The organism is Mesorhizobium sp. WSM4823 (assembly GCF_055811195.1).
On sequence record NZ_JBVVQL010000003.1, the window covers coordinates 266,380 to 282,988 of the forward strand.

Here is a 16,609-nt window from a genome sequence, read left to right on the forward strand (position 1 = left end):
CATCGGACGGCGAAAGCCGTCGCAAGGAGCCTTTGATGACGCCTTACATCCGGCTCGCCGAATTGGGCCTGACGCTGCCCGAGCCGCCGACCCCGATCGCCAACTTCGTCACCCACGCCGAAAGCGGACGGCTGATCTTCCTTTCCGGCCAGGGGCCATTGCGCGCCGATGGCACGCTTTGCACCGGCAAGGTAGGCGAGGACGTCACGGTGGAGGAGGCCTATAAGCATGCCCGTCTCACCGGCTTGAACCTGCTCGCCGTCATGCATGCCGCAGCGGGCGACCTCGGCCGCATCGTGCGTGTCGTCAAGCTGCTTGGCTTCGTCAACGCGATCCCGACCTTCAGCGATCACCCAAAGGTGGTGAACGGCTGTTCCGATCTTTTCGCCGCGGTCTTTGAAAGCATCGGCGGACACGCACGTTCGGCGATCGGTGTCGGCTCTTTGCCGGGAAACATCACAGTTGAAATCGAGGCGATCGTCGAGATCGCCGCCTGGCGTCCATCAATGGGATTTGCAAAGATGAAAACCTATTCCGGAAACGGCTCCAACACGACAATTCGCCAACGACTTGGCCTTCGCCCGATCATCAACGTTTCCGGCACGATGACGGCGCTCGGCGCCTCGATCGTCGTCCCGGAGGCGATCGCCGCGATGTCGGAGATCGCTTCGCAGTGGGTCGAGATGGACGATCTGCAACGCGCCGCAAGCACTGTTGTCGCGCGCCTCACAGGGGGCGAGGCCGGCTTCATCACGGCTTGCTGCGCCAGCGGCATCACCATGGCGATCGCCGGCACGATGACCGGTACCAACCTTCTCGCAATCGAGCGGCTGCCGGACGACACCGAGGGCCTCAAGTCGGAGGTCATCGTCCAGCTTGGCCATATCGTCAATTACGGCGCGCCGATCGACCAGTCGATCCGGTTGGCCGGGGCAAAGACAATACCGGCCGGCACAGTCAGCGTGACGCAGGACTATCATGTACGCGAGGCGATCCGCGACCGCACCGCTGCAGGCCTCTATGTCGTTGCGCATCACACGGTGCAATACGGCATGCTTTCGCTCGAAGAGTTCTGCGATATCTGCCACGCCAAGGGTATTCCGGTGATCGTCGATGCGGCTTCAGAATACGACCTGCGCGGCTTTCTCGCCCGAGGCGCCGATATCGTCGTCTATAGCGGGCACAAGTTTCTCAGCGGACCGACAAGCGGCATCGTAACCGGGCGCAAGGATCTGGTGCGGGCCGCCTATCTCCAGAATCGTGGCGTTGCGCGGGCGATGAAGGTCGGCAAGGAAAGCATCGCCGGCACCATGGCCGCGCTGGAGGCCTGGGAGCGGCGCGATCATGCCGGCATCCGCAAGCGGGAAGAAGCGGCTTTGCATCTGTGGGAGAATGCATTGCAGGACCTGCCCGGCATCGCCGCGCATATCATTCCCGATCCGACCGCCAATCCGCTCGACCGCCTGCAGGTGTTTGTTACGCCCGAAAGCAGATTCACCGCCGCCGGCCTTGCTTCAGCGCTGGCGGCCGGCTCGCCTCCTATTATCGTGCGCAACCACGAGGTCGAGCGCGGTCACTTCTTCCTGGACCCATGCAACCTTCATCCTGGCGAAGCGGAGATCGTCGCCGAACGCCTGCGGGCGGTGTTGAGCGCAGCTGAACGCCCGGAGAATGCGATGAGGCCGGCTCGCAAGGACTCCGCCGGCGCCTTGCGCTGGCCGGATTAGGTAACGTTGACGCCACGCGTTCAAATGCTGCGCAGGGCATCGCATCCTTGCCGTCGATCCCGAATTCCGCTAATGCGCGCCTTTGCCGCCGGGAGCAGAAGCTTGGACGATCAACGCGCCGACGTCGCCATTATCATGGGCAGCCAGTCCGACTGGGCGACGATGCGCCACGCCGCCGAAACGCTGGAGGCACTTAGCATCCCGCACAAGCGGCTGATCGTCTCGGCCCATCGCACCCCCGACCGGCTCTATGACTTTGCCAAGGGCGCCAAGGCGGCCGGTTTTCGAGTGATCATCGCCGGCGCCGGCGGTGCGGCGCACCTGCCCGGCATGACGGCGGCGATGACGCCGCTCCCCGTTTTTGGCGTGCCGGTGGAATCGAAGGCGCTTTCCGGGCAGGACTCGCTGCTCTCCATCGTGCAGATGCCGGCCGGCATTCCGGTCGGCACGCTGGCCATTGGCAAGGCGGGCGCCACCAACGCCGCGCTTTTGGCTGCGGCCGTGCTGGCGCTGACCGACGAAAAGCTTGCTGCCCGGCTCGATGCCTGGCGCGCCGCCCAGACCGCCAAGGTCGCTGCCGAGCCGACGGACGCGCCATGAGCCTGCCCGCCGGATCGACCATCGGCATCATTGGCGGCGGCCAGCTCGGCCGCATGCTGGCGATGGCGGCAGCCCGCCTCGGCTACCGCACGGTCGTGCTGGAACCACAGGCGGATTGCCCCGCGGCACAGGTCGCCAACCGGCAGATCGGCGCCGCCTACGACGATACGGCCGCGCTCGGCGAACTGGCGGCAGTCAGCGCCGTCGTCACTTACGAGTTCGAGAACGTGCCGGTCATGGCCGCCAGCGCGCTTGCCGTCACGGTCCCGGTCTATCCACCGGCACCCGCACTGGAAGTGGCGCAGGACCGGGTGGCGGAGAAGAAATTCCTCAACGGCATTGGCATTCCCACGGCGGATTTCTGTCCCGTCGACAATGACGACGAATTGACGGCGGCGCTGAAAAAGTTCGACGGCAGCGGCGTATTGAAGACGCGACGCATGGGCTACGACGGCAAGGGCCAGCGTGTCTTCCGCAACATGGAAACGGGCGGCTTTGCCGGCACCTGCGAGGCGATGGGCAACGTGCCGTTGATCCTCGAATCCCTGGTCGACTTCGAACGCGAGATTTCGGTGATCGCGGCGCGCGGCATGGACGGTTCGCTCGCCGCCTACGATCCGGCAGAAAACGTCCACCGCGACGGCATCCTGCACAGCTCGACCCTGCCAGCCAGGATAGGGTCCGAAACCGCCGCCGCAGCCCAGGCGGCCGCAGCAGAAATACTTGCGGCGCTCGACTATGTCGGCGTCATCGGCATCGAGTTCTTTGTCCTTGCCGATGGCGCGCTGCTGGCCAATGAGATCGCGCCGCGCGTTCACAATTCCGGCCACTGGACGGAAGCCGCCTGCATCGTCTCGCAGTTCGAGCAGCATATTCGCGCTGTTGCCGGCCTGCCCTTGGGAAATCCCGGCCGCCATTTCGACTGCGTCATGGAAAACCTGATCGGCGACGACATCCGGCGCGTCCCAGCCCTGCTCGCCGAGCCCGACCTGATGCTGCATCTCTACGGCAAGGCCGAGGCGCGGCCTGGCCGCAAGATGGGTCATTTTACGCGGATGACCCGTCACCGTTGAGGCTATTGGACGGCGCCGCTCTATCGCCGTCGATAGAGCGGAAACTCAAAATCCGCCATACTAGCTTCATCCATGAAGCATGCTGCGGTTGACACGGGTAAGGCTCCTCGTTTATGAGCCACCCACAAGTTGAGAGGCGCGCTTTCCGAGCGCGCCTTAATAATTCGGCCCAAGCGGGCCCAGACCGACGGGCAAGACCATGAAGATCAAGAATTCGCTCAAGGCGCTCAAGGCGCGTCACCGCGACAACCAGCTGGTTCGCCGCAAGGGCCGCGTGTACATCATCAACAAGACCGCTCCGCGCTACAAGGCGCGCCAGGGCTGAATCTTTTCGCGTGGAGGCCTGCCTCCACGCTGCATGATGTAATTGCTGGCCTGCCGGCCCTCTCACGCTAAATTCAGTTTGACGATCCGCTGTCCGGGGTTAGATTCCCGGTCATGCGGATTCGTTTTGCATTCTTCGCGGCGCTTTTTCTTTTCGGCTCGGCCGTACCTCCGGCTCAAGCGGACGACACGGTCGCCCCTCCGGTTGCCACGACCAGGGAGGCAAGGCTCGACCAGCTGTTTGTCGACCTGAAGCGCGAGCGCAACGAAAGAGCCGCAGAGCGCATCGCCGCGCGCATCTCGAACGAATGGGTGCAATCCGGCAGCGCCTCGATCGACCTGATGATGCAATGGTCGCAAAAGGCGATCGAGGACAAGAAGTTCGACGTGGCGCTCGACTTCCTCGACCAGGTGGTGACCTTGCAACCGGACTATGCGGAAGGCTGGAACCGGCGCGCCACCGTACATTTCATGATGAATAATTTTGGGAAATCGATGGCGGACATCGACCGCACGCTGCAGCTCGAGCCGCGCCATTTCGGCGCGCTGTCAGGGCTGGCACAGATCATGGCCGTAACCGGCCACAAGGAATCGGCGCTGGAAGCCTGGCAGCGCGTGCTTGGCATCTATCCGATGCTGCGCAGCGCCCAGGATCAGGTCGGAACGCTTTCGGAAGAACTTGCCGGCGAAGGGATTTGATACCGACGCGCCGGTGCCCTTGTATCGCGACGGCTGCATTTTCGACATCGCTGTCGTTCTTGCGTGGTCATGGCCATAACCACCGCGTCGGCACTGCTTGTCGGTGAGCGCGCCGTGTGGTTTCCTGTCCAGATTGGAGAGGGAAGGCTATCATGATTGCAGCTTACATCGACGAATTCATAATGTTTTGCGCCGGTCTATGGATGACGGGCGTCGGCTACGGGTTCCTCCAGATGCCAAACCAACCCCAAACCGGACAACAGACCTGGCTGACACGCCTTCCCAGCCATTTCAAATGGATGGGGCCGCTCCTGCTGGTAATCGCGATCGTGCTCGCCGTCGCCTCACCGTCTTGATTCGGTCGCGGGCCGGCAAGCCGCTGCGCTCATCGAGGCGAGGCTTCAGATTGGCTAGTTGCCCGCGAGCGGCCTAAAGCCTGTCGCGTTCAAGAGATCTGCGCAGCTTCAGAGCAATTCCAGGAAAAGTGCGTAGCGGTTTTCCGTTCGGAATTGCGTAAAAACAAATACTTAGAGCGGGTCAGCGATTCTATCAAAAGCTGAACCGCTCTAGACGATTTAGCGTCTGGCCTGGGCGTCCGAACCGACATAGGCGATGCGCAGCATGTTGGTGGAACCGGGCGTCCTCAGCGGCACGCCGGCGGTGATGATGACACGGTCGCCCGGCTTGCCGAACCCTTCGTCCAAGGCGATGCGGCAAGCGCGGTCGACCATGTCGTCGAGGTCGATGGCATCGGGCGAGACGACGCAATGCGTGCCCCACAAAAGCGACAGCCGCCGCGCCGTGTTGACGATCGGCGACAGCGCGACGATCGGCACCTGCGGCCGCTCGCGCGCAGCGCGCAGCCCGGTCGTGCCCGACGCCGTATAGCTGATGATCGCCGAGAGTTTCAGCGTCTCGGCGATTTCGCGGGCGGCAAGCGAAATGGCGTCTGCGCCGGTCGCCTCCGGCTCCGAGCGCTGCGCATTGATGATGCCGGCATAGGTTGGGTCGGTTTCGACCTTGCTGGCGATGCGGTTCATCATCGCAACCGCCTCGACCGGGTAGGCGCCGGCAGCGGATTCGGCAGAGAGCATGATGGCGTCGGCGCCTTCGAACACCGCGATCGAGACGTCAGACACCTCGGCGCGGGTCGGCACCGGCGCGGCGATCATCGATTCCAGCATCTGCGTGGCGATCACCACCGGCTTGCCGGCGCGGCGCGCGGCGCGGGTGATCTGCTTCTGGATGCCGGGCACGGCTTCGAGCGGCATTTCGACGCCGAGATCGCCGCGAGCGACCATCAGCGCATCCGAAAGTTCGATGATCTCGGCCAGCCGGGCGACAGCTTGCGGTTTTTCGATCTTGGCCATGATGAGCGCCCGGCCCCGCGCGATCTTGCGCGCTTCCGCCAGATCCTCCGGCCGCTGCACAAACGACAGCGCCACCCAGTCGACGCCGGTGGCCAGCACCGCATCGAGGTCCCTGCGGTCCTTTTCGGTCAGCGCGCCGACTGGCAGGTCGGTGTCGGGCAGGCTGACGCCCTTCTTGTCGGAGATGCCGGTGCCTGCGACGACGGTGCAGACAATCGCTTTGCCGTCGCTCTTCACCGCCTTCAGTTCGAGCTTGCCGTCATCAATCAAAAGCCGGTGACCAGCCTCGACCGATCTCAGGATTTCGGGGTGCGGCAGATAGACCCTGGTCGAATTGCCGGGCTCGGGATTGTCGTCAAGCGTGAACGTCTGGCCGAGTGTCAGCGCCTCCTTACCGTTGGCGAATTTGCCGACCCTAAGCTTGGGCCCCTGCAGGTCGGCAAGGATGCCGATCGGCCGGCCGACCGCTTTCTCGACGGTGCGGATGCGGCCGACAAGTGTGCGCATCAATTCATGATCGGTGTGGCTCATATTGATGCGAAACACGTCGGCGCCGGCTTCGAAGAGCTTCTTCAGCATGTCCTCGGAGGAAGAGGCCGGACCGATGGTGGCGAGTATCTTGACCTTGCGGCTGCGTCTCATTGACTGTTTGTTCCCGGGGCGGCTGGAGCGCCCCCCGTTGCGGGGTCATCGGTCAGCTGGACCATCCAGCTCGCCTGCTCGCCCGTGTCATATTCCTGGAATCCGGCGCGCTGGAAGCCCCGGGCGACGCAATCGGCAACGCCGGCGATCTTGAACTCTTTTTCGGCCACGCACATGTTGATCGGGCCATCCCAGCGTCCGCCACGCTCGGCGTCTTCTGCATAAAGATAGTAAAACCTTGATGACAGCGGCCCCTCGATCAACGTCTTGCAGCTCGATCCCTCGATATGCCACCAGCCTTCGGTGATCCAGCCGGCCTTGGCGCGATAGCCGATGCCGACGCCGACCAGGTTCTGCGTGGCATTGCAGACACGGAAATCGGCGCGCGCGGGCGAGGCAGCAACCATCGCGGCGAGCCCCACAACAGTGGTCAGGAGCGGCATGGCGAAGGCGTAGCGCGCGCGCGGCCTGCCGGCGGAACCCATCCTGAAACCCCTGAAGAACGACATTTGCATCTCTCAACGCCCCTTTTCGGAAAAGTCCGGACGCATGTCAACGCGCCCTTTTGCCCAATTCCAATCGATTTAGGAAGGCTCCCACGCGCGGTCTGTCGCCTTCTGGCAGATTTCTGCAGAAACCGTGGCCAAACGACGGCATTGCGCACGCGTCCTCTTCGTGGAATGACGATACCACCCTCCCCGGAAGCCAGCGAATAGACCATTTCCCGCCCATGATCCGATCCACAGTTTTCGCGCCTTTCGACATCGTCGAAGGCGACCGCAAGCGAGGCATCGTGCTCCTGGCCGATCACGCCCGTCGCGATCTGCCGGGGGACTATGGCAGCCTCGGCCTGCCGGCGGCGGAATTCGACCGCCATATCGCCTACGACATCGGTGTCGAGACGGTGACGCGCGAACTGGCAGCTTTGCTCGGCGTGCCGGCGGTGCTCGCCAACTTTTCGCGGCTTCTGATCGATCCCAATCGTGGCGAGGACGATCCGACGCTGATCCGCCAACTCTATGACGGAACCGTCATTTCGGGAAATTATCCGCTTACTCCAGAAGAACGCGAAAGGCGGCTCGACCGCTTCTACCGGCCCTATCACGATGCGGTCGGCGCCATGGTCGGCTCGGTGGCGCAGGCTTCCGCAAATGCGCCCTTCATCTTGTCGGTACATTCCTTCACCCCGTTCATGCAGGGATTCGTGCGCCCATGGCATGTCGGCATCTTGTGGGATCGCGACGATCGGGTGGCGCGACCGCTGATCGATATGCTCGCCGCCGACAAAACCCTCGTCGTCGGCGACAACGAGCCCTACGACGGCGCATTGCGCGGCGACACCATGTTCAGGCATGCGATCGTCAACGGCTTTGCCCATGCGCTGATAGAGATCCGCCAGGATCTGATCGCCGATCGGAAGAACGCGACCGCCTGGGCCGAACGGCTGGTGCCGATCGTTGACGCGATCAACCGCCGTCCCGATATACATCAGATCAAACGATTCGGCTCGCGCACCGGGCCGCTGTAAGGAGGGCCGAGGAGGCCAAGAACACATGACCGAACTCAGCGACACGCAAAAACGCGATTTTGAAGCCGCCGCTTTTCGCCGGCTGGTCGCGCATCTGCGCGAACGCACGGATGTGCAGAATATCGACCTGATGAACCTCGCCGGCTTCTGCCGCAACTGCCTGTCCAACTGGTATCGCGACGCCGCCGAGGCCGAGGGTGTCGACCTCAGCAAGGACCAGTCGCGCGAGATCATCTACGGCATGCCCTATGCCGAATGGCAGGCGCTTAACCAGACCGACGCCTCCGACGCCAAGAAGGCGGAGTTCGAGGCAAGGCGCCCTAGGGATCACTGAGTTCCCCCTGCCCTGACGAACAGGAGAGGCGTTTCCGCAAACTCTCCAACATGGGAAAATCCGTCACCAACGGGGCTGGTCCTATTTCGCTTTTTGGTCCAAGCACTTCCCGAAGGGCGGCGCTTGACTGGCGATTGAATCGATCTAATTTGCCGCTCGAAGCCATTTTCAGACCGGATTCCACGCGATGGACGCGGAAAAAATCATGCAGACCGCCATTCGTGGACGATGGGCCGTGGCAGCCATCTTCCTCGCCAACGGTTTCCTGACCGGGAGTTGGGCACCGCAGATCCCGGTGTTTCTGACCCGGCTCGACATCAGCAAATTTACGCTCGGCCTGCTTATCCTTTTGTTCGGCGCCGGCGCGGTCACGGCGATGTCCTGGTGCGGCCACCTGATCTCCAGGCATAGTTCACGCACCGTGCTGCGCTGGTTCGGCCTTGTCGGCAGCCTTGGCCTGCTAGTTGTGGCGCTGGCCCCCAACGTGCCGCTGGCGGCTATCGCCATGTTCATCTTCGGCGGTTCGATCGGCGGTATGGATGTCGCCATGAACGCTAATGCGGTCACGGTGGAACGGCGATTGTCTCGCGCCATCATGTCGTCCTCGCACGGCTTCTGGAGCCTTGGCGGCTTCGCCGGCGGCGCTCTCGGCGGCATCGCCATCCAGAATTACGGCCATCTCGCCCATGCGGCGGTGGTGACGGCTCTCGCCTTTGCCATGATCGCGGTGGCAGTCCGCTACCTGATCGCCGAGGACAGGCCACGCCAGGGATCATTAGCCGTCACCGGGCACCGCAAATTTGCGCTTCCCGCAAACCCGATGGTCTATCTGGTCGGGCTGATGGCGCTGCTGACGATGATCTCCGAGGGCGCGGTGCTCGACTGGGCGGCGCTCTACCTGCAGCAGGAACTCGGCACCGACCTTGCAATAGCGGGCCTGGCCTACGCCGCTTTTTCCGGCGTCATGGCGGTGATGCGCTTCGCTGGCGACGGGGTCCGCAACCGTTTCGGTGCTGTGACGACGCTGCGCGTTTCAGCCATCGTCGCCGCGGCCGGAATGCTGGTGGCCGGGCTGGCTCCCTCGCCCTGGCTCGCCATAGCAGCGTTCGCCTTTTGCGGCTTCGGCATCGCCAATATGGTGCCGATCCTGTTTTCGGCCGGCGGCAACCAGGAAGGTATGTCGTCCGGCACCGGCATGAGCGTCGTCACCACAATGGGCTATTCGGGTATTCTGGTGGCGCCGTCGGCAATCGGCTTCGTCGCCGAGCACTCAAGCTTCGGTCCGATCTTCGTCGCCCTGTCGGGGCTGCTGGTCATCGTATTCTTGATGGCCGGGCTCGCTCACCGCGCCGAATTCGCTCCCGACGCTGCGCCAGCCGAATAGCGTTTCAGCTCCTCGTAGAGGAAATCCGCGACACGACGGATTCGCGCGCTTGTGCGCACGTCGCGATGCATGGCCAGCCATACCGGCAGCATCGGCAGTGCGAGGTCCGGCAGCACTGTCTCCACCAGCGGGTCGCGGTCGGCCAGCGGCTCCTGGCCGAAGCCGATGCCGTTTCCCGCCCGCACCGCCTCCCACAGCACGATCTGGTTGTCGGTCCTGAAGCGGAAGGCATTGCGGGTGAGCGGCACACCGAACTGCGAAAAGCCGCGAATGATCTCGTCGCTGCGGTCGAAGCCGATCAGGTCGTGGCCAACGAGATCGCCGGGCTTGAGCGGGCGACCGTGCCGGTCGAGATAGGATTTTGCCGCGCAGGCGCGGAGCGGAATGTCGGTCACCTTGCGCGCCATCAATTCGTTCTGCGCCGGCTTGACCATGCGGATGGCAATATCGGCATCGCGGCGCAAAAGGTTCTCGACCTGGTTCGACGCCACGATTTCGACCGCGATGCCGGGTTCCTCGGCACCCAGCCGGGCCGTCATCTCCGGCAGGACATAGGCCGCCACCACCTCGCTGGCGGCAATGCGCACCGTGCCCTCGATCGCCTCGACAGACCCCAGCGCCAATAATGAGAAGGCGCTCGCCTGCTCGCTTACCGCCCGGCCGCGTTCATAGAGCGTGCTGCCGGCTTCGGTCAGCGCATACCCGTGCCGCCCGCGCCGGAACAGGGTGACGCCGAGCGCCTGCTCCAGCTCGGCGATATGGCGGCCAAGCGTCGGCTGACTTGCGGCCAGCTTGCGCGCGGCCGCGGACAGGCTGCCGGTTTCCGCCACCGTGACAAAACTCTTGATCAAGTTCCAGTCGATATCCATTCAAAAATGAATATCAGATCGCCAAATACGGTCAATTTCCATTCGTTTGCGGGCGGATCATATTGCGCGGTAACGCAAACACGGAGACGAAAATGACCAAGATCGCAATTCTGGGTGCCAATGGCCGGCTCGGCCGCGTGGTGGCCAAGGCCTTCATCGACGCCGGCTACGATGTCCTCGCCATCACCCGCAGCGGCAAGATACCGGCAGAACTCACCGGCGCCACGGCCGTCGCCGGCGATGGCCTCGATCGCGAAGCGCTTATCCGCGCCACGCAAGGCGTCGACATCATCTTCAATGGCCTCAACCCGATCTACACCGACTGGAGCAAGTGCCTGCCGATGGCCGAGAACGTCATGGCCTCCTGCCGGGCAAACGACGCATTGCACCTCGCTCCAGGCAGCGTCTACAATTACGGCTCGCCGATGCCGGCGGTCATCACCGAAGACACGCCATTCCACCCCACGACCGAAAAGGGCCGCATCCGTGTCGCCATGGAAGACCTCTTTCGCCGCGAGGCTGAAGCGGGCCGCGTGCGGACCATTCTGCTGCGCGCCGGCGATTTCTTCGGTGGCACCGGCACCGGCTCGTGGTTCGATCTGATTGTGGCCGCCAAGATGGACAAGGGTGTCTATACGGCCCCCGGGCCGGCCAATCTCGTGCATGAATGGGCCTATCTGCCAGACCTGGCCAAGGCTTTCGTCGGATTGACCGAAAACCTCGATAAGCTCGGCTCTTACGAGGCCCTGAACTTTCCGGGCCACGCCGTCACCGATCTGGAGATCAAGGCGTCCGCGGAACAGGCACTGGGGTGCACGCTGAAACTAACATCGATGCCGTGGTGGGTGCTGCGCGCCGGCAGCCCATTCGTGGCGATGTGGCGCGAGCTCGTCTCGATGTCCTACCTCCGCTTCGAGCCACACCAGCTGGTCTCGGCAAGGCTGGAAGGCATCATCGGCACGATCCCGCATACGCCACTGGATAGGGCGGTGGCAGAAGCTCTCGATAATATCGGTGTCGTCACGATTGATGGCGTTGCGAAAGCTGCCTGAAGGACCATGCGCAATCAAATGCTACGGCGCTGCGGGCCCAAAGGACACGCAGCGCCGCAGCGTTTATGCGCATCAAACTCCGGGTCAGATCCGGCCCATCAGCAGCAACACCAAAAGCACGACCAGGATGACGCCGACGATACCGGAGGGACCATAACCCCAGGAACGCGAATGAGGCCATGCCGGCACCGCGCCGATCAGGATGAGGATCAGAATGATGACGAGAATGGTGCTGAGCGTCATGAGAAACTCCCCGCTTTGAGGTGTCGCATGACAGGACAATGCAAAAGGCCGCTGGGTTGTTCCCGGCGGCCTTTTACCTGAATGATCTGCCTGACGAAGCAATCGGCCTATTCGGCGGCCTTCGGGAAGGCTATCTGCGGCTCCGTACCGATCTCTGGTTCCGGAGCCTGCGGCGATGAAATCGCTCCCTTGCCGCGCCCGAACAGGCGGCTGAACCAGCCGCGCCGTGCGCCGGGCTTGACCTTGGCCCGGGTGAACACCATCAGCATCGACGGCGTCACCACCAGCGTCAGCACGGTAGCGAAGGACAGGCCGAAGACGATCGCCGAGGATAGTGAAATCCACCATTGCGTCGACGGCGCGTTGATCGTCGTCTCGTGATGGAAAATTTCAAGGCCGAGGCCGAAGGCGATCGGCAGCACGCCGAGAATTGCCGACACTGCCGTCAGCACGACCGGGCGGGCACGTTCGCGACAGGTCTGCAGCACCGCTTCGACCTTGTCCCAGCCCTCTTCACGCAGCCGGTCATAGGTGTCGATCAGCACGATGTTGTTGTTCACCACCACGCCGGCCAGCGCGATAACGCCGATGCCCGACATGACGATGCCGAAAGTCTCTCCCGTTATCAGAAGTCCCAGGAACACGCCGACCGTCGCCATGACCACGCAGGACAGCACCAGCCAGACGCTGGTGAACTTGTTGAACTGCGCCAGAAGCACGATGAAGATCAGGAAGATCGCGGCGCCGAAAGCTTTGCTGAGGAAGGCGCTGGCCTCCGCGCTGTCCTCGTTCGAGCCGGCGAGCTTCCAGCGTATGCCGCTGCCGAGGTCCATGTCGGCGACAGCCTGGGTGACCTGCTGCTGGACAGCAGCGACTTGCTCGCCGGCGGCGACATTGGCCTGGATTACCACCGTGCGCGCGCCGTCGATGCGGTTGAGGATGCCGACAGTCGGCTCGGGCTTGCGCACGACGAAATTCGAGATCGGCACCGACCCTTGCGAGGTCTGCACCCTGAGGTCGTCGAGTGTCGACAGCGTACGCCGGTCCTCGGGCAGGCGCAGTCTGATGTCGACGGCATCGTCAGCGCCGGCTGGCCGATATTCACTGAGCTTCAGCCCGTTCGTCACCAGTTGCACCACCGTTCCGACCGACGTCGGGCTGATGCCGTATTGTGCCGCCTTGGCGCGATCGACCTCCAGCGCCCAGTCGACGCCGGGCGGCGGCAGGCCGTCGGAAATGTCGATCACACCGGGCACTTTGGCAATGCGGGCGGCGACCGCGCGCGCCTTGTCGTCGAGACCTTTCGGGTCGACGGCCGAAAGCCTGATCTGGATCGGCTTACCGGTGGGCGGGCCGGCCTCGGGCACGCGAACCTCGACGTCGACGCCGGGAATGCCGGCCATGACGCCGCGCAGTTCGTCCAGGATCGCATTCGCCGATTTGCGCTCGCGCCAGTCGACGAATTCGTATTGGATCACCCCGACCACGTCTTCAGGTATGTCCTGGCCACCGCCTTGCGATTTGCCGACACGGGTGTAGACCGATTTCACGCCTGGCCAGCCGAGAAGCCGATCCTCGGCGATCTTGGTGGCGGCATCCATTTCGGCGAGCGAAAGGTTGCCGCGGGCGTGCACATAGAGCAGGCCGTAGTCAGGCTCGACATTGGGGAAGAACTCGACGCCGGCGCCGTATTTCGAATAGGCAAAGCCGACACCGAACAAAAGCGCGACGGTGAGCACAAGCACGGTGACCGGAAAGCGCACCGCCTGCTTGACCACGGCCATGTACCAGCCGTCACGGTTGTCGTCCTCGTCATGGGGCGGCGCCTTGGCGAACAGGGCGCCCAGCGTCGGCGCAAACACCAGCGCATAGAGCATCGAGGCCGAAAGCGTGACGATCAGCGTGATCGGCATGTATTTCATGAAGTCGCCGATGATGCCCGGCCAGAACAGCAGTGGCGAAAAGGCGGCGATGCGCGTCATCGTCGCCGCAATGACCGGCCCAGCCATGCGTTTGGCCGCAAGTTCGAAAGCCGCTGCCTTCGGCATGCCTTCGCTCATGCGCCGCTCGGCGAATTCGGTGACGATGATGGCGTCGTCGACCAGCATGCCGACCGCCAGGATCAGGCTGAACAGCACGATCATGTTGATCGTGTAGCCCATCATGGCCAGCAGCAGGATGCCGATCAGGAAGGACGATGGAATGGCGAGGCCAATCAGCACCGACGCACGGCCCGACAGGGCATAGAGAATGACGATGAACACCAGGATCACGGCGATCATCACGTGGTTCTGCAGATCCCCGAGCAACTGGTTGACGAAGACCGATTTGTCCTGCGTGTAGGTGACGTGCATGCCTTCCGGCATGGTCTTTATGAAGGCGTCGGAGACTTCCGTGACCTTGGCAATCGTGTCGATAAGGTTGGAGCCGATGCGCTTCTTCACCTCGATTGCGATCGCCGGCTTGCCGTCGAGGCGGGTGACCGTCTCGGCATCCTTGAAGGTGGAGCGGACGGTGGCGATGTCCTTGGCCTGCACCACCGCGTTGGGGGTGGCCACGACCGGCAGGTTTGCGACGTCCTCCGGCGTCTCGATAAGCGAGGGAACCTTGACCGCGTATTTGCCTTCGGACCCTTCGATGTTGCCGGCGGCGACAAGACTGTTGGAATTGCCGACGGCGCCGATCAGCTGCTCGAGCTGCAGCCCGTAGGAAGACAGTTTCATCGGATCGATGACGACTTCGACGAGATCGTCGCGCGCGCCCTGCAGCGAGCCTTCCAGCACGCCAGGCACCTCCTCGATGCGATCGCGCAATTCGCGCGCCGCCGCCGTCAGCACGCGCTCGGGCACCTCGCCCGACAGCGTCACCACCAGGACGGGGAATTCGGAGATGTTGACTTCGGTAACCACAGGCTCCTCGGCTGCCTGCGGCAGGTCGGCCTTGCCGTCCTGGACCTTGCTGCGAGTGTCCTGCAGCGCCGTTGCCAGGTCCGTCTGCGGCTGGAACTCGACCAGGACATAGCCGCCGCCCTGGAAGGCGGCCGAGCGCATTTCCTTGAGGCCCTTGAGGCTTTTCAGCTTGGCTTCCATCGGCCGCAGCAGAAGGCGCTCCGAATCCTCGGGCGAGATGCCCTGATAGATCAGACTGACATACATCATCGGAATCGGAACGTCCGGTTCCGCTTCCTTCGGCGTCGACTGGTAGGCGACCGCACCGGCAAGGATGAGGAAGATCAGGACTGAAATGGTCAGCCGGGCATTGTTGATCGCAACTTTGACGATATCCATGATTACTGCGTCCCGGCCGTCGCTTCGCCCAACAGCTTTTGGATGGTCGCCTGGTCGGCCTCGACCGGCTTGATCACTTCGCCTTCGGTCACCAGTTCCTGACCGGCGACAATGACACGCGCATCGGCCGGGATGCCGCCGAGCACCAGGCCGGTTGGCGTGTCGTCGACCAGGTCGATCGGGAAGAACACGACCTTGTCGTCCTTGTCGACGGCGCGAATGCCGAGATCGCCCTTGTCGCCGAGCGTGACCACCGATCGCGGCAGCATGACGGCGTCGGTCGGTTGCGCGCTCAGCGCGATCTCGGCCGTCATCCCGGCTGGGATGGTGCCTTCGGGATTAGGGATTGCGATCTCGACCCGAAAGGTGCGAGTGGCCGAGGAAGCGTCGCGGCTGATATAGCGCACCGTGCCCTCGACATTCTGGCCGCTGACCAAACGTACGTTCGCCTTGTCGCCATTCTTCAGAAAGCCGAGATCACGTTCGCTGACTTCGCCGCGGGCAATTACCGGATCGAGCTTCAGGATGGTCGCCACCTCGCCGCCCTGCATCACCGAGCTGCCGAGTTCCACCGGCACCCTGTCGATGACGCCGTCGAACGGTGCCTTCACCTCGTTACGGTCGAGCTCGGCTTGCGCCGTTTCCAACAGGGCTTGCGCCGAGGTCAAATTCGAGCGGGCAGTATCGAGCTGCAGCTTGGGCAGATTGCCGGTTTTCATCAGCCGAAGGGCTGCAGCGAGCTCTGCCTGGCGCTGCACGACAAGCTGCTTGGCATTGTCGACCGCCGAGATTTTTTCCTCGGCGGCAAGCATCAGCACCAGGTCGCCCGTCTTGACGTGCTGGCCTTGGCTAACGGGCAACTTGTCGATGACGCCGGCAACGCGCGTCGCCAGGACCGCGCGCTTGTCGGCTTCGGTCAGCCCGGAAATCCGAATGGCGCGCGCATAGGTGCGCCGCGGCGGGGTTATGACCGCGACGGTGCGCAAGGCTGCCTTGGGCTGTTCCGCCTCGGTGGGCTTGGGCTTGCCCGCGTCAGCCGCCTTTGGCTGCTCCCCCGCCTTGGGTTCGTTGTCGGCGGCCGCGCTACCGACGGACGAGAACTCGCCCGTCACCATCCAGGCAGCGAACCCAACAAGCACAACAATGGCTGCAAGCTTGTGAAACCTGTATTTCGGCATCGTCGTTTTTCCAGTGCGCGGGGTTCGGCCAGACCGTGTCTTCAACTACCGCGTCTTCTAACTCGGGCGCGGCGCCGATATGGGTGCGCGCAAGGCCGTGTTCAATTTGCCGTGATCGGCGAGCTGCGCTTCTACATCAAAGTTGCACCGCAATATAGTCAGAAAAATTGCGGCAACATTACTTCGCCGGGCAAGACGCGCTCGCTGCCATGAGGCGCACCGGACCAGCATGGCCGTTCGCCCGCGACATCGCATTCGGCCCAACGCGAATGCGAAACACCGTGTAAAAGCCCGTCCCA

The 16,609-nt window shown here is 63.2% G+C and carries 16 protein-coding genes and 1 pseudogene; 11 read left to right on the plus strand and 6 right to left on the minus strand.

Going from position 1 to position 16,609, the window contains the following annotated elements:
* Positions 1-35: 35 nt before the first annotated feature.
* The 7 genes and pseudogenes from AC0L26_RS10005 to AC0L26_RS10035 all read left to right on the plus strand — a co-directional run.
* Positions 36-488 (plus strand): annotated as a pseudogene (locus tag AC0L26_RS10005) (RidA family protein); the annotation flags it as partial.
* A gap of 33 nt (positions 489-521) precedes the next feature.
* Entirely contained in the window at positions 522-1,727 is a 1,206-nt protein-coding gene (locus AC0L26_RS10010; protein ID WP_473632704.1) for an aminotransferase class V-fold PLP-dependent enzyme, read from the plus strand.
* 102 nt (positions 1,728-1,829) lie between these two features.
* Positions 1,830-2,327, plus strand: a complete 498-nt coding sequence (gene purE / locus AC0L26_RS10015) for a 5-(carboxyamino)imidazole ribonucleotide mutase (protein WP_473632371.1) — start codon at positions 1,830-1,832, stop codon at positions 2,325-2,327.
* A complete protein-coding gene (locus AC0L26_RS10020) occupies positions 2,324-3,400 on the plus strand; it encodes a 5-(carboxyamino)imidazole ribonucleotide synthase (RefSeq protein ID WP_473632372.1) in 1,077 nt (358 codons plus the stop codon). The genes purE and AC0L26_RS10020 overlap by 4 nt, the downstream gene beginning before the upstream one ends.
* 199 nt (positions 3,401-3,599) lie before the next feature.
* Complete coding sequence (gene ykgO, locus AC0L26_RS10025) at positions 3,600-3,725, plus strand: type B 50S ribosomal protein L36 (protein WP_006327841.1); 126 nt, start codon at positions 3,600-3,602, stop codon at positions 3,723-3,725.
* Positions 3,726-3,838: 113 nt separating this feature from the next.
* Positions 3,839-4,423, plus strand: a complete 585-nt coding sequence (locus tag AC0L26_RS10030) for a tetratricopeptide repeat protein (protein ID WP_473632373.1) — start codon at positions 3,839-3,841, stop codon at positions 4,421-4,423.
* A gap of 152 nt (positions 4,424-4,575) precedes the next feature.
* Positions 4,576-4,779, plus strand: a complete 204-nt coding sequence (locus tag AC0L26_RS10035) for a hypothetical protein (protein ID WP_473632374.1) — start codon at positions 4,576-4,578, stop codon at positions 4,777-4,779.
* A 219-nt stretch (positions 4,780-4,998) separates the two neighbouring features.
* On the opposite strand, the gene pyk is transcribed toward AC0L26_RS10035, so the two are convergent.
* Positions 4,999-6,435 (minus strand): pyruvate kinase, encoded by a 1,437-nt coding sequence (pyk, locus tag AC0L26_RS10040; protein ID WP_352928033.1) that lies wholly within the window; start codon positions 6,433-6,435, stop codon positions 4,999-5,001.
* A complete protein-coding gene (locus tag AC0L26_RS10045; protein ID WP_354492820.1) occupies positions 6,432-6,878 on the minus strand; it encodes a DUF1036 domain-containing protein in 447 nt (148 codons plus the stop codon). The genes pyk and AC0L26_RS10045 overlap by 4 nt, the downstream gene beginning before the upstream one ends.
* Positions 6,879-7,165: 287 nt before the next feature.
* Here AC0L26_RS10045 and AC0L26_RS10050 point away from each other — a divergent pair, with 287 nt between their 5' ends.
* The 3 genes from AC0L26_RS10050 (at position 7,166) to AC0L26_RS10060 (ending at position 9,681) form a co-directional block, all read left to right on the plus strand.
* Positions 7,166-7,963: an N-formylglutamate amidohydrolase gene (locus tag AC0L26_RS10050; protein WP_473632375.1), complete on the plus strand. Its 798-nt coding sequence runs from the start codon at positions 7,166-7,168 to the stop codon at positions 7,961-7,963.
* A gap of 25 nt (positions 7,964-7,988) precedes the next feature.
* Complete coding sequence (locus AC0L26_RS10055) at positions 7,989-8,297, plus strand: DUF1244 domain-containing protein (RefSeq protein WP_473632376.1); 309 nt, start codon at positions 7,989-7,991, stop codon at positions 8,295-8,297.
* Between the two features lie 187 nt (positions 8,298-8,484).
* Positions 8,485-9,681 carry an MFS transporter gene (locus AC0L26_RS10060; protein ID WP_473632377.1) on the plus strand — a complete coding sequence of 399 codons (1,197 nt, stop codon included), beginning with the start codon at positions 8,485-8,487 and terminating at the stop codon, positions 9,679-9,681.
* Here the strand turns inward: AC0L26_RS10060 and AC0L26_RS10065 are convergent.
* Positions 9,639-10,550 (minus strand): LysR family transcriptional regulator, encoded by a 912-nt coding sequence (locus tag AC0L26_RS10065; protein WP_473632378.1) that lies wholly within the window; start codon positions 10,548-10,550, stop codon positions 9,639-9,641. The genes AC0L26_RS10060 and AC0L26_RS10065 overlap by 43 nt on opposite strands.
* Positions 10,551-10,642: 92 nt before the next feature.
* Here AC0L26_RS10065 and AC0L26_RS10070 point away from each other — a divergent pair, with 92 nt between their 5' ends.
* Positions 10,643-11,602, plus strand: a complete 960-nt coding sequence (locus tag AC0L26_RS10070; protein ID WP_473632379.1) for an NAD-dependent epimerase/dehydratase family protein — start codon at positions 10,643-10,645, stop codon at positions 11,600-11,602.
* 84 nt (positions 11,603-11,686) lie between these two features.
* On the opposite strand, the gene AC0L26_RS10075 is transcribed toward AC0L26_RS10070, so the two are convergent.
* The 3 genes from AC0L26_RS10075 to AC0L26_RS10085 form a co-directional block, all read right to left on the minus strand.
* Positions 11,687-11,845, minus strand: a complete 159-nt coding sequence (locus tag AC0L26_RS10075) for a DUF3309 family protein (protein WP_473632380.1) — start codon at positions 11,843-11,845, stop codon at positions 11,687-11,689.
* 107 nt (positions 11,846-11,952) lie between these two features.
* Entirely contained in the window at positions 11,953-15,132 is a 3,180-nt protein-coding gene (locus AC0L26_RS10080; protein ID WP_473632381.1) for an efflux RND transporter permease subunit, read from the minus strand.
* A gap of 2 nt (positions 15,133-15,134) precedes the next feature.
* Positions 15,135-16,310, minus strand: a complete 1,176-nt coding sequence (locus tag AC0L26_RS10085; protein ID WP_473632382.1) for an efflux RND transporter periplasmic adaptor subunit — start codon at positions 16,308-16,310, stop codon at positions 15,135-15,137.
* Between the last annotated feature and the right edge of the window lie 299 nt (positions 16,311-16,609).